Here is a 12170-nt window from a genome sequence, read left to right on the forward strand (position 1 = left end):
TATCATGTCCCGCATTCTCTTTTGGTGACAGCGATATGACTGATCAGCGCAAAGGCAGCGATGCCGAACCCACCACTCACTTCGGCTTCAAGAACGTTCCGGAAAGCCAGAAAGCGGAAAAAGTCGCTGAGGTGTTCCACTCCGTAGCCGCCAAGTACGACCTGATGAACGACGTGCTGTCGGGCGGCATGCACCGCCTGTGGAAGCGCTTCACTATCGAGTTGTCGGGTGTACGCACCGGCAACCGCGTGCTGGACATTGCCGGCGGCACGGGCGACCTGGCCGCCAAGTTCTCCAAGCTCGTCGGCCCGACCGGCCAGGTGGTGCTGGCGGATATCAACGGTTCGATGCTCAAGGTTGGCCGCGATCGCCTGCTGGATAAAGGCGTAGCCGGCAACATCGAATTCGTCCAGGCCGACGCTGAAAAGCTGCCGTTCCCGGACAACCATTTCGACTGCGTAACCATCGCCTTCGGCCTGCGCAACGTGACCCACAAAGAAGACGCCATCCGCTCGATGCTGCGTGTGCTCAAGCCAGGTGGCCGCCTGCTGGTGCTGGAGTTCTCCAAGCCGACCAACGCGCTGATGTCCAAGGTCTACGACACCTACTCGTTCGCCTTCATGCCGTTGATGGGCAAGCTGATCACCAATGACGCCGAGAGCTACCGCTACCTGGCCGAATCGATCCGCATGCACCCCGACCAGGAAACGCTGAAGTCGATGATGGTAGACGCCGGTTTCGACCGCGTGACCTACCACAACATGACCTCCGGCATCGTCGCCCTGCACCGCGGCATCAAACCCTGATGCTGTTCGCAGGCCTTCTCGCCAGCGTTGAACACGGCCTCAACCGTGTGCTGCGCCTGGACAGCACCGCCCTGGCGCGGCTCGCGCACTTGAACGGCAAAATCATTGCCGTCGACTGCACGAGCCCCGCCTTGCAGCTATTTATCCTGCCCAGCGATGAAGGCGTGCTGCTCGCGACCCAATGGGCCGCCGAAGCCGACTGCACCCTGCGTGCGCCCGCCTCGAGCCTGTTGCACCTGGCGCTGAGCCGCAACAAAACCGCCATCCTCCACGGCCCCGACGTGGAATTGGAAGGCGACAGCGCGGTGCTGATGGACCTGGCCGCTGTGCTGCAAGACCTGGAACTGGACTGGGAATACGAGCTGTCACGCTGGATCGGCCCCGTGGCCACTCAGTTGATCAGCGGGCACCTGCGCAGCCGCTCGCGCTGGTACCAGCAAGGGTTCGCCGCCCTCAACCAGAACCTTGCCGAATACCTGAGCGAAGAATCGCGCACCCTGGTCGGAGAACGGGAAGCGCAAGCGCGCTTTCGCGAACTCGACAAGGCCAAAATCGACCTGGAACGCCTCGAAGCGCGCGTTGAGCGCCTGAGCCGTTCCCTTGATCCAAGCGATAACGCATGAAGCTGCTCGCCGTCCGCCGTCTGTTTCGTATCCAGCGCGTCGTAATCCGCTACCGCCTCGATGACCTGCTGTTCGCCCTGCCCTTGCCGTGGTTTCTGCTGGCGGTGCGCTATGTGCTGCCGTGGCGCTGGCTCCCGCGCAGACCGCTGGAGCTGAGCCGTGGCGCGCGCCTGCGCCTGGCGTTGCAGGATTTGGGGCCGATTTTTATCAAGTTCGGGCAGATCCTCTCCACCCGCCGCGACCTGTTGCCCGAAGACATCGCCGACGAGTTGATGCTGCTGCAGGACCGCGTGCCGCCGTTTGATTCCCAACAGTCGATGAAGCTGATCGAAGAGCAGTTGGGCAAAAAGATCAGCGAAGTATTCAGCCGTTTCGACGTCGACCCGCTGGCCTCGGCCTCGGTCGCGCAAGTGCACGCCGCGCAGCTCAAGACTGGCGAAGAAGTGGTGGTGAAGGTGATTCGCCCCGGCCTCAAGCCGATCATTGGCCAGGACCTGGCGTGGCTGTTCATTCTTGCGCGCGCCGCCGAGCGCTTCTCCGCCGACGCGCGCCTGCTGCACCCGGTGGACGTGGTCGCCGATTACGAAAAAACCATCTACGACGAACTCGACCTGCTGCGCGAGGCCGCCAACGCCAGCCAGCTCAAGCGCAACTTCGAAGGCTCGCAGCTGCTGTACGTGCCGCAAGTGTATTGGGACTGGTGCCGCCCCAAAGTGCTGGTGATGGAGCGCATCTACGGCGTGCAAGTTACCGACCTCGCCACCCTGGCCGACCAGCGCACCGACATGAAAATGCTCGCCGAGCGCGGCGTGGAGATCTTCTTCACCCAGGTGTTCCGCGACAGCTTTTTCCACGCCGACATGCACCCGGGCAACATCTTCGTCAGCACCGTCAACCCGTGGAGCCCGCAGTACATTGCGATCGACTGCGGCATCGTCGGCAGCCTGACCCCGGAAGACCAGGATTACCTGGCGCGCAACCTGTTCGCCTTCTTCAAGCGTGACTACCGCCGCGTGGCGCAACTGCACATCGATTCGGGCTGGGTGCCGGCAGAAACCAAGCTCAACGAATTCGAAGCGGCCATCCGCACCGTGTGCGAACCGATCTTTGAAAAACCGTTAAAAGATATTTCATTCGGCCAGGTACTGATGCGCCTGTTCCAGACCGCGCGGCGCTTCAATATGGAAGTGCAGCCGCAACTGGTGCTGCTGCAGAAAACCCTGCTCAACATCGAAGGCCTGGGCCGTCAGCTGTACCCGGACCTCGACCTGTGGAACACCGCGCAGCCGTTCCTGGAGCGCTGGATGCGTGAGCGCGTCAGCCCGAAAACCTTGCTGGGCAACCTGCAAAGCCAGGTCGAGCAGCTGCCGCACCTGGCCAACATGACGCGCGACCTGCTCGAGCGCATGTCCCAGCCCCACGCCAAAGACCCCGCGCCGCCCTGGCAGAAGCGCAAGGACGATTGGTTCCTGCGCCTGCTGGGCGCCGCGCACCTGGTCGGCGGCGTGATGCTGGCCATCGGTGGGCCGTTGAACCAACTGGGCCACTGGCCGGCCGGCATCATGGTCGCCGTGGGTGTTTATCTGATCGTGCGTCGATAGCCGATCCGGTTATACACTGTCGCAAATTGCCGGAGCGGAACATGAAAGACTGGCTGGACGAGATCAAATGGGACAGTGACGGCCTGGTGCCGGCCATTGCCCAGGACTACAAGACCGGGCGCGTGCTGATGATGGCCTGGATGAACCGTGAGGCCCTGAGCCTCACTGCCACTGAGCAGCGCGCCATTTACTGGTCACGTTCGCGTGGCAAACTGTGGCGCAAGGGCGAAGAGTCCGGGCACGTGCAAACCCTGCACGAGATGCGCATCGACTGCGACGCCGACGTGGTAATCCTCAAAGTCGAGCAGATCGGCGACATCGCCTGCCACACCGGCCGTCACAGCTGCTTCTATCGCGTGTTCGAGAATGGCGAATGGAAGGTGGTCGAACCGGTGCTCAAAGACCCGCACGCCATTTACTCGGCAGGACACTAGACATGAGCGATACCCTCAACCGCGTGGCCCAGGTGCTGGAAGACCGCAAAGGCGCGGACGCCGACAGCTCCTATGTCGCCAGCCTGTACCACAAGGGTTTGAACAAGATTCTGGAAAAACTCGGCGAGGAATCCGTCGAAACCATCATTGCTGCCAAAGACGCACAGATCAGCGGCGACTGCAGCGATGTCATCTACGAAACCGCTGACCTATGGTTCCATAGCCTGGTCATGCTCGCCCAACTGGGGCAGCATCCGCAGGCAGTGCTGGATGAACTGGACCGTCGCTTCGGCTTGTCCGGGCATGCCGAAAAGGCCTCGCGCCCGTCCACCTGAATAACTTTTACAGAGGAATTGCAGCATGGGCATTTTTGACTGGAAACACTGGATCGTCATTCTGGTGGTGGTGGTACTGGTGTTCGGCACCAAGAAACTCAAAAACCTGGGCACTGACGTGGGCGAGTCGATCAAGGGCTTTCGCAAAGCCATGAACGACGATGAAAAGCCCGCCGAACCTGCCGCCAACCCGGTCCCCCCGGCGCAGCCTGTGCACCCGCAGGCCACCCAGCCCATCACCGAACGTCGTACCTTCGACGTGCAGGCTGAAAAAGTCCAAGAGCCGACCCGCAAAGACTCGTGAGCACTGACTAATGTTTGGTATCAGCTTCTCTGAACTGCTCCTCGTCGGCCTCGTCGCCCTGCTGGTATTGGGGCCGGAACGCCTGCCCGGTGCCGCGCGCACGGCCGGCCTATGGATCGGGCGCCTGAAACGCAGTTTCAACGCCATCAAACAGGAAGTTGAACGGGAAATCGGCGCCGACGAGATTCGCCGCCAGCTGCACAACGAACATATCCTTTCGTTGGAGCAGGAAGCGCGCAAGATTCTGTCGCCGGTCAATGAGCCGAGCAAACCGGCAGAGCCCGTGGCCGAGCACAGCATCGCGCCGCCGGCCGCGGCTGATGCTGCACCCGTGGTGGAACACACCCCGGCACCCACCGCACCTGCCCCGACAGCGCCAGCGCCGACGCCCGTTGCGTCGCCCGCTCCCCATGACCCTACATTGCCGCCGCGAGCCCCATGAGCGCTGATAAACCGGAAAACGACCAGCACATGCCGCTGGTCTCGCACCTCACCGAGCTGCGTACCCGCCTGCTGCGTTGCGTAGCGGCGATTTTCATCATCTTTGCCGGGCTGTTCGCCTTCACCCAGCAGATCTACACCTTCGTTTCGACACCGCTGCGCCAGTACCTGCCGGCCGGCGCGACGATGATCGCCACCGACGTGTCGTCACCGTTCCTGACGCCGTTGAAGCTGACCATGATGGTTTCGCTGTTCCTGGCGATCCCGGTGATCCTGCACCAGATCTGGGGCTTTATCGCGCCGGGCCTGTACAAGCATGAGAAACGCATCGCGGTGCCATTGCTGGTGTCGAGCATCCTGCTGTTCTACACCGGCATGGCCTTCGCCTATTTCCTGGTGTTCCCGCTGATCTTCAAGTTCTTCGCCGCCGCCACCCCGGCCGGTGTGGAAATGATGACCGACATCACCAGTTACCTCGACTTCGTGATGACGCTGTTCTTCGCCTTTGGCGTGGCCTTTGAAATCCCGGTGGCCGTGGTGCTGCTGGTATGGATCGGCGTGGTTGACGTCAAGTACCTGAAGAAAGTGCGCCCGTACGTGATCATCGGTTGCTTTGTGGTCGGCATGATCCTGACGCCACCGGACATCTTCTCGCAGACCCTGTTGGCTGTGCCGATGTGGATGCTGTTCGAGATCGGCATCCTGTTTGGCAGTTTGATCAGCAAACGTGGCGAGCACCCGGATGACCAACCCGCCAACGACGATCAGCCGCCAGCGACCCAGCCGTGAACCTGCTGCTGCTTGAGGAGGCCGACTTTATCGCGGCCGACCGGGTGATTCTGCGTGATCGGCGCCTGGTGCATATGCAGGACGTCCACCGCGCAGTGGTGGGTGACAACCTGCGTGTGGGCCGCATTGGCGGGCTGATGGGCAACGCCCAACTGCTGCGCCTGGAACCGGGCGAAGCCGAGCTGCAAGTCAGCTTCGACCTGCAGCCGCCGGCCAAACTGCCGCTGACCCTGCTGCTGGCCCTGCCGCGCCCGAAGATGCTGCGCCGAGTGCTGCAAACCGTCGCAGCCATGGGCGTGCCCAAGGTGGTGCTGGTCAACAGCTACCGCGTGGAGAAGAGCTTTTGGCAAACCCCGTTCCTTGAGCCCGAGGCGATTCGCGAGCAGCTGGTTCTGGGTCTGGAGCAGGCGCGCGATACGGTGCTGCCCGAGATCGTAATCGAAAAGCGCTTTAAGCCGTTCGTCGAAGATCGCCTGCCAGCCATGACCGCAGGCACCCTCGGCCTGATCGGCCACCCCGGCGACTACCCAGCCTGCCCGCGTGCGCTGGATGAACCGGTAACGCTGGCCATCGGCCCGGAAGGTGGCTGGATACCCTACGAAGTGGACCTGCTGACCAAAGCCGGCTTGCAACCCGTGCAGCTCGGCGCACGAATCCTGCGCGTAGAAACCGCCGTGACCGCCCTGCTCGCCCGCCTGTTCTAAACCTCACCGTTTGCTGCCAAGCGGGCTTTTTGTGGCGAGCGGGCTTGCCCCGCGTTGGGGCGCGAAGCAGCCCAAAAACGGTCAACTGGGTATGCCTGACATACGGCGTTGCTCTGACTGGGGCTGCTGCGCAGCCCAACGCGGGGCAAGCCCGCTCGCCACAAAAAACCTGCCCACCTCAAAACGCGCAACATGATCCATCGCGCCTACAGAATAATCCTGCGCAGCCGATAGCCTCTGAATAAGTCCAAGCCTTGTTCAAAGGGAGTTCGCAGTATGTATCGTTGGTTAGCCGAAAAACTGGGGAATGTGAGCGTCAACCGCAAGCTGAGCATTGGCTTTGGCTTGGTGTTAGTCCTGACGTTGTTGACCACCTTCACCGGCTGGACCGGCCTGGGCGATGTGATCAATCGCGGTGACAAACTGGGCTTTATCTCCAGCCTCAACGGCCTGACCAAAGACCTGCGCCTGGCGCGCCTGGACTTCGAAATGCGTCGCGGCGAACAAGGCACGGATGCGGTCAACAGCCTGCTTACCCAGCTGGACAACGGCCTTAAAACCGCACAAACCCTGATCGAGCAACCCGACGACAAGGCCCTGGTGGAGCAACAACAGGAGGCCTTGAACCAATACAAAAAAGCCTTCGCCACCATGGTCCAGGCCGGGCTGAAGCGCGAAGGCGCGCGCAGCAAGCTCGGCGACACCGCCGACAACGCCGTGGCCAAGACCAATGAGGTCGAGAAGGCGCTGCTGCAAGGTGACAGCGTCACCCAGTTCAACAGCGTGGTCGACTTGAGCAAGCTGATCCAGCAATCGCGCTTCCAGGTGCGCGGCTACACCTACAGCGCCAAGACGGAGGCCGAGCAGCCTGCCCTGGATGCCATCGACAACGCCCTGAAGAAAATCACTGAACTGGAAGGCCAATTGCCTGCCCAGTACCAGGCCAACTTGCAAGAAGCCGGCGTGTCGCTGCAAGCCTATCGCGTCGCCGTCAGCCAGTACCGCGACTCCCAGGTCGCCAGCGCTGCGGCCCTGAAAATCATGACCGAGCAAGGCGATATCCTGCTGGGCCACAGCGAAAAACTCACCGTCTCGCAAACCGCAGTACGCGATGCCGACGCGGCGCATGCCAAGCAGCTGTTGCTGCTGGCCACCGTACTGGCGCTGATCTTCGGCGTGGTCGCCGCCTGGGCCATCACGCGCCAAATCGTCATTCCGCTGAACCAGACGCTCAAAGTCGCTGAGCACGTCGCCTCCGGCGACCTGAGCCACAACCTCAACTCTGCGCGCCAGGATGAGTTGGGGCAGCTGCAACGCGCCACGCAAAGCATGACCGTCGGCCTGCGCGAGCTGATCGGCGGGATCAGCGATGGCGTCACTCAGATCGCCAGCGCCGCCGAGCAACTGTCGGCCGTCACCGAGCAGACCAGCGCGGGGGTCAATAGCCAAAAGGTCGAGACCGACCAGGTGGCCACTGCCATGAATGAAATGGCGGCCACCGTGCAGGAAGTGGCGCGTAACGCCGAGGAAGCCTCTGAAGCCGCCGTGGCCGCTGACCAGCAGGCCCGCGAAGGCGACAAGGTCGTGGGTGAGGCCATCGCCCAGATCGAGCGCCTGGCCACTGAGGTGGGCAATTCCACCGAAGCCATGGGCCATCTGAAGCGCGAAAGCGACAAGATCGGCAGCGTGCTCGACGTGATCAAGTCGGTCGCCCAGCAAACCAATCTGCTGGCGCTTAACGCCGCGATCGAGGCCGCGCGTGCCGGTGAAGCCGGACGTGGCTTTGCCGTGGTCGCCGATGAGGTGCGCAGCCTGGCCCAGCGTACGCAGAAGTCCACTGAAGAGATCGAAGAGCTGATCGTCGGCCTGCAAAGCGGCACCCAGCAAGTAGCCACCATCCTGGACAACAGCCGTGGCCTCACCGACAGCAGCGTCGAGCTGACCCGTCGGGCCGGCAATGCGCTGGGCAATATCACCCGCACGGTCTCGACCATTCAGGCGATGAACTCGCAGATCGCCACCGCCGCCGAGCAGCAGAGTGCCGTGGCCGAAGAGATCAACCGCAGTGTGCTGAATGTGCGCGATGTGTCTGAACAGACCTCTTCGGCCAGTGAGGAAACCGCCGCCTCCAGTGCCGAACTGGCGCGCCTGGGGATTTACTTGCAAACCCTGGTAGGCCGCTTCCGCATCTGAGCCGCCTTGCATGGCGGCCGACCCGGGCCGCCGAACCCATTGAGCGTTTGAGCCTGTTTCGGCTCACCCGCTTGCAGGCACCGCACAATGCAGTGCCGGAGAAGATTAATCGCGGTGTGATGAGGGTGCGGTGTGTGTCGCCACACACCGCGGCCGCCGGTGCTCAGTTGACCCAGTCGTGCCCGGCGTTGAGGTTTACAGGACCTGACGCAGGAAGGCCTGGGCCCGCGGGTCTTTCGGCGCGTCAAAGAACGCGGCAGGAGACGCGTCTTCCAGCAATTTGCCATGATCGAAAAACAGCACCCGGTCGGCCACTTCGCGGGCAAAACCCATCTCGTGGGTGACGCAGACCATGGTCATGCCTTCCAGGGCGAGGGTCTTCATCACGTCCAGCACTTCACCGACCATTTCCGGGTCCAGCGCCGAAGTGGGCTCGTCAAACAGCATGACCTTGGGTTCCATCGCCAACGCGCGGGCGATGGCCACGCGCTGTTGCTGTCCACCGGACAAACGTGACGGAAACTCGTTGGCCTTTTGCGCAATACCGACCTTTTCGAGCAGCGCCAGGGCCTTGGCCTCGCGCTCTTGTTTGCCGCGCTTGCGCACGACTTTTTGCGCCAAGCACAGGTTTTCCAGCACCGTCATGTGCGGGAACAGGTTGAAATGCTGGAACACCATGCCGACTTCGCGACGGTAGGCGTTCACGTCGGTTTTCGGGTCAGCCAGTTGCAGGCCGTCGATGCTGACGGAGCCCGAGTCGAATGCTTCCAAACCATTCAGGCAACGCAGGAAGGTGGATTTGCCGGAACCCGACGGGCCGATCACCACCAGCACTTCGCCCTTGGCGACGTGAGTGGTGACGTGGTCCACCGCGCGCACCACGTGACCACGGGTGTCGAAGACTTTTACCAGATCGCGGACTTCAATCACTTTGCGCGAGCCTCCGCTCAAGCCGGCTGGCCATTTTCGACAGCGGCAGGTTGATCAGCAGGTACAGGCCTGCCACACAGAACAGAATTTCAAACGGCGAGAACGAGGTGGTGATTACCTCGCGGCCACTTTTGAGCAGCTCGGTAATCGCGATTACCGACACCAGCGACGTGTCCTTGACCAGGCTGATAAATTGCCCGGCCAAAGGCGGCAGCACACGCTTGAACGCTTGCGGCAATACCACATGGCGCATCGACTGGCTGGCACTCAGGCCCAGGGAACGCGCGGCTTCATTCTGGCCGCGGGTGATCGACTGCACACCGGCGCGCACGATTTCCGCCACATAAGCGCCGGTGAACAGCGACAGCGCCGCGATCCCGGCAAACTCCCGCGACAGATTGAGCACCGTGCCGATGAAGAAATAGAAAATGAAGATCTGCACCAACAGCGGCGTACCGCGTACCAGCTCGACGTAGATCGTCGACAGGTCACGCAAGGTCGGGTTACTGGACAGACGGCACAGGCCGGTTGCCAAACCGATCGCCAGGCCGAGAATGCCGGACACCACCGAGAGCCACAATGTGGTCCACAAGCCCCACATCAACGGCCCCAGCGCCCAATGCCGGGTGACGCCCACCACGTCGCCCTCGGCAACATCGTCGCCACGCGACACTTGCAGGCTGTTGTCGGCCACGGTGAGCTTTTGCTCAATGCCGGCGTCGTTGCGCAGGGTCACTTCAGCGACGTCGCCTTTGTGCACCAGTTCCACCACGGTGGAGATGTCGGCGGCGCGCTGCGACGTTTCGGCCTGATAGGCGAAGTACTGCGGCACGCGGTTCCAGCGCCACTCGTAAGACATCAGCGAGGTGGCGTAGTACAACGCGCCAGCCAGGCCAACCAGCACGACCACGGTCAGCAGGTGCCAGGGCCATTGGGCTTTTTTCTGTTTCATTTCACTTTCCGAAGATGTATCGCCTGGCATGCCGTCATCGCGGGCAAGCCCGCTCCCATAAGGGAACGCATTTCAACTGTGGGAGCTGGCTTGCCTGCGATGAAGTCGACTGGGTGTCAGCCCTTATTCCATGTCCTTGAGCCACTCGGCGCTCTTGAACCACTTGTCATGGATGCGATCGTAGGTGCCGTCGTTGCGGATCTGGTGCAGGAAGTTATTGATGTAGTTGAGGCTGTCGTAATCGCCTTTTTTCAGGCCGAACGCCAACGGCTCGAAGGTGAAGGGTTCTTCCAGGAACACCAGTTTGCCGTTGCCGACCTTTTTCTCGGCAACCACGTTGTACGGCGCGTCATACACAAAGGCATCAGCCTTGCCGTTGACCACGTCGAGCACGCCTTCCTGCTCGTTGTCGTAGCCGTGGTACTTGGCCTTGGAGATCAGCTTTTTGGCGACCATCTCACCGGTGGTGCCCAGCTTGGAGGTCAGGCGGTATTTCTCATCGTTGAGGTCTTTGTAGGACTTGATGGTGCCTTCCAGGTCCTTGCGAATCAGCAACGTCTGGCCGACCACGATGAAGGGTTCGCTGAAATTGAGTCGCAGGTTGCGTTCCTGAGTCAGGGTCATGCCGCTGCCGATCATGTCGAACTTGCCGGTCAGGAAGGCCGGGATGATGCCGTCGTAACCGGTGGACACCAGCTCCAGTTTGACGCCCATCGATTTGGCCATGGCCTTGAGGATGTCGACTTCAAAGCCGATGATGTCACCGCGCTTGTCTGTCATTTCGAACGGCATGTAAGTCGGGTCCATACCGACTTTCAGCGTGCCGCGCTTGACCGCATCATCGATGGCGCCAGCGTGGGCCGCAGTGGCCGCGACCAGCGCGGTGACGCCGAGCATCAGCATCGAAAGATACTTTTTCATCATCAAGTCCCCTGAACGGTTCTTATAAAGTCGGCGCGCAAAAGGGCTGCACCAATTCGGGGTGCGATCCTACCCCACTCGCTGCCCGTCACAAAGGTTTCACGGGTAAATGTTCCCTGCGTATGTCGGAAAAGCCCCACAACGGTGCAGCAACGCGCAGGGTCAGACAGGTTCAGCGGGAGAGCGCGGCAACGTCTTGATAGATAAGTGGTTATGACGATCAATCAATCTCGGCCATCCAGGCGGTGTCCTTGAACCACTTGTCGTGCAGGCGATCGTAGGTCCCGTCCTGGGCCACCTGGCTGAGGAAGTGGTTGATCCAGTTGAGGCTGTCGTAATCACCCTTTTTCAACCCGAACGCCAGAGGCTCGAAGGTGAATGGCTGCTCAAGCGCCAACAGTGTGCGGTTTTCCGGCCGGGCCATTGCGATCAGGTTGTAGGGTGCGTCATGAATGAAGGCATCGGCATTACCCTCCACCACCTGCCGCACGCCCTCTTCCGCGGTGGCGAAACTGCTTAGCCGGGCCGCCCCGAGAAAGCGTCGCGCCGCTGTCTCTGCGGTGGTACCTGCCGTGGCGGCGATCCGATAACCCGCTTCGTCGAGGTCTTCGATACTGGAAATTTTGCCGGCCAGGCTCGGATGCAGCAGCGCGGTTTGGCCAACCACGATGAAGGAGTCGCTGAAATTGAGCTTCAGATTGCGCTCTTGAGTGACCGTCATGCCGCTGCCGATCAGATCGAACTTGTTCGCCATCAGCCCCGGTACCAGGTCGGTATAGGGCATGGTGACCAATTCGAGTTGGACGCCCAGGGCGTGGCTCATGGCCTTGAGCAAATCGATCTCGAAGCCGACGATGCGTCCCTGCTTGTCCGTCATCTCGAAGGGCACATAGGCGGGCGTGGTGCCGACCTTAAGCACGCCACGGCGCACGGCGTCATCCAGGGCGCCGGCACTCAGCAGGCCCGCGTACACCCATGCGACAGCGCCTGTCAGCCACGCCCAACAATAGCTTTTGCTCATGATTCCCCCTGTGACCTCGTCAATTCGAGGGGGCGATGCTAACCCAGCCACAGGCACGGCAATACGTCGCGAACAAAGGACTTTTGTTTCGAAATAACAAGGCGTTAGTGCGTAGA

General features: G+C 61.4%; 14 protein-coding genes and 1 pseudogene. 11 read left to right on the forward strand and 4 right to left on the reverse strand.

Annotated elements, in window-relative coordinates:
- The first annotated feature begins 35 nt into the window (after positions 1–35).
- The 11 genes and pseudogenes from ubiE (at position 36) to NTD89_RS29540 (ending at position 8230) form a co-directional block, all read left to right on the forward strand.
- A complete protein-coding gene (ubiE, locus tag NTD89_RS12655; protein WP_106577513.1) occupies positions 36–806 on the forward strand; it encodes a bifunctional demethylmenaquinone methyltransferase/2-methoxy-6-polyprenyl-1,4-benzoquinol methylase UbiE in 771 nt (256 codons plus the stop codon).
- Complete coding sequence (locus NTD89_RS12660) at positions 806–1429, forward strand: SCP2 domain-containing protein (protein WP_145159959.1); 624 nt, start codon at positions 806–808, stop codon at positions 1427–1429. The genes ubiE and NTD89_RS12660 overlap by 1 nt, the downstream gene beginning before the upstream one ends.
- Complete coding sequence (gene ubiB / locus NTD89_RS12665; protein ID WP_242198781.1) at positions 1426–3030, forward strand: ubiquinone biosynthesis regulatory protein kinase UbiB; 1605 nt, start codon at positions 1426–1428, stop codon at positions 3028–3030. The genes NTD89_RS12660 and ubiB overlap by 4 nt, the downstream gene beginning before the upstream one ends.
- A gap of 41 nt (positions 3031–3071) precedes the next feature.
- Positions 3072–3464 (forward strand): phosphoribosyl-AMP cyclohydrolase, encoded by a 393-nt coding sequence (hisI, locus tag NTD89_RS12670; RefSeq protein ID WP_012721796.1) that lies wholly within the window; start codon positions 3072–3074, stop codon positions 3462–3464.
- A 2-nt stretch (positions 3465–3466) separates the two neighbouring features.
- Positions 3467–3799: a phosphoribosyl-ATP diphosphatase gene (locus NTD89_RS12675; protein WP_049710425.1), complete on the forward strand. Its 333-nt coding sequence runs from the start codon at positions 3467–3469 to the stop codon at positions 3797–3799.
- Positions 3800–3824: 25 nt separating this feature from the next.
- A complete protein-coding gene (locus tag NTD89_RS12680) occupies positions 3825–4103 on the forward strand; it encodes a twin-arginine translocase TatA/TatE family subunit (RefSeq protein ID WP_242198780.1) in 279 nt (92 codons plus the stop codon).
- Between the two features lie 10 nt (positions 4104–4113).
- Positions 4114–4545: a Sec-independent protein translocase protein TatB gene (gene tatB, locus NTD89_RS12685; protein ID WP_262207989.1), complete on the forward strand. Its 432-nt coding sequence runs from the start codon at positions 4114–4116 to the stop codon at positions 4543–4545.
- A complete protein-coding gene (tatC, locus tag NTD89_RS12690; protein ID WP_262207991.1) occupies positions 4542–5333 on the forward strand; it encodes a twin-arginine translocase subunit TatC in 792 nt (263 codons plus the stop codon). The genes tatB and tatC overlap by 4 nt, the downstream gene beginning before the upstream one ends.
- Positions 5330–6037, forward strand: a complete 708-nt coding sequence (locus NTD89_RS12695; RefSeq protein WP_145159953.1) for a 16S rRNA (uracil(1498)-N(3))-methyltransferase — start codon at positions 5330–5332, stop codon at positions 6035–6037. Before tatC ends, NTD89_RS12695 begins: the two co-directional genes overlap by 4 nt.
- Positions 6038–6313: 276 nt before the next feature.
- Positions 6314–7345 (forward strand): annotated as a pseudogene (locus NTD89_RS29535) (methyl-accepting chemotaxis protein); the annotation flags it as partial.
- 171 nt (positions 7346–7516) lie between these two features.
- Positions 7517–8230 (forward strand): methyl-accepting chemotaxis protein, encoded by a 714-nt coding sequence (locus NTD89_RS29540; RefSeq protein ID WP_410017213.1) that lies wholly within the window; start codon positions 7517–7519, stop codon positions 8228–8230.
- A 195-nt stretch (positions 8231–8425) separates the two neighbouring features.
- Here NTD89_RS29540 and NTD89_RS12705 read toward each other — a convergent pair whose 3' ends face one another.
- From NTD89_RS12705 to NTD89_RS12720, 4 genes are all read right to left on the reverse strand, one after another.
- Complete coding sequence (locus NTD89_RS12705) at positions 8426–9160, reverse strand: amino acid ABC transporter ATP-binding protein (protein WP_106577504.1); 735 nt, start codon at positions 9158–9160, stop codon at positions 8426–8428.
- Positions 9153–10112, reverse strand: a complete 960-nt coding sequence (locus tag NTD89_RS12710; protein ID WP_262208030.1) for an amino acid ABC transporter permease — start codon at positions 10110–10112, stop codon at positions 9153–9155. The genes NTD89_RS12705 and NTD89_RS12710 overlap by 8 nt, the downstream gene beginning before the upstream one ends.
- 123 nt (positions 10113–10235) lie before the next feature.
- Complete coding sequence (locus NTD89_RS12715) at positions 10236–11033, reverse strand: transporter substrate-binding domain-containing protein (RefSeq protein ID WP_145159945.1); 798 nt, start codon at positions 11031–11033, stop codon at positions 10236–10238.
- Between the two features lie 220 nt (positions 11034–11253).
- Positions 11254–12054: a transporter substrate-binding domain-containing protein gene (locus NTD89_RS12720; RefSeq protein ID WP_145159943.1), complete on the reverse strand. Its 801-nt coding sequence runs from the start codon at positions 12052–12054 to the stop codon at positions 11254–11256.
- Between the last annotated feature and the right edge of the window lie 116 nt (positions 12055–12170).

The organism is Pseudomonas sp. 14P_5.3_Bac1 (assembly GCF_025466135.1).
Taxonomy (GTDB): domain Bacteria; phylum Pseudomonadota; class Gammaproteobacteria; order Pseudomonadales; family Pseudomonadaceae; genus Aquipseudomonas.

What these genes read in the sequence shown, in the direction of transcription:
- NTD89_RS12710 (WP_262208030.1), bottom strand. Translation starts at nt 10,112, where the DNA reads ATGAAACAGAAAAAAGCCCAATGGCCCTGGCACCTGCTGACCGTGGTC.
- ubiE (WP_106577513.1), top strand. Translation starts at nt 36, where the DNA reads ATGACTGATCAGCGCAAAGGCAGCGATGCCGAACCCACCACTCACTTC.
- NTD89_RS12675 (WP_049710425.1), top strand. Translation starts at nt 3,467, where the DNA reads ATGAGCGATACCCTCAACCGCGTGGCCCAGGTGCTGGAAGACCGCAAA.
- NTD89_RS29540 (WP_410017213.1), top strand. Translation starts at nt 7,517, where the DNA reads ATGAATGAAATGGCGGCCACCGTGCAGGAAGTGGCGCGTAACGCCGAG.
- ubiB (WP_242198781.1), top strand. Translation starts at nt 1,426, where the DNA reads ATGAAGCTGCTCGCCGTCCGCCGTCTGTTTCGTATCCAGCGCGTCGTA.
- NTD89_RS12680 (WP_242198780.1), top strand. Translation starts at nt 3,825, where the DNA reads ATGGGCATTTTTGACTGGAAACACTGGATCGTCATTCTGGTGGTGGTG.
- hisI (WP_012721796.1), top strand. Translation starts at nt 3,072, where the DNA reads ATGAAAGACTGGCTGGACGAGATCAAATGGGACAGTGACGGCCTGGTG.
- tatC (WP_262207991.1), top strand. Translation starts at nt 4,542, where the DNA reads ATGAGCGCTGATAAACCGGAAAACGACCAGCACATGCCGCTGGTCTCG.
- tatB (WP_262207989.1), top strand. Translation starts at nt 4,114, where the DNA reads ATGTTTGGTATCAGCTTCTCTGAACTGCTCCTCGTCGGCCTCGTCGCC.
- NTD89_RS12715 (WP_145159945.1), bottom strand. Translation starts at nt 11,033, where the DNA reads ATGAAAAAGTATCTTTCGATGCTGATGCTCGGCGTCACCGCGCTGGTC.
- NTD89_RS12660 (WP_145159959.1), top strand. Translation starts at nt 806, where the DNA reads ATGCTGTTCGCAGGCCTTCTCGCCAGCGTTGAACACGGCCTCAACCGT.
- NTD89_RS12720 (WP_145159943.1), bottom strand. Translation starts at nt 12,054, where the DNA reads ATGAGCAAAAGCTATTGTTGGGCGTGGCTGACAGGCGCTGTCGCATGG.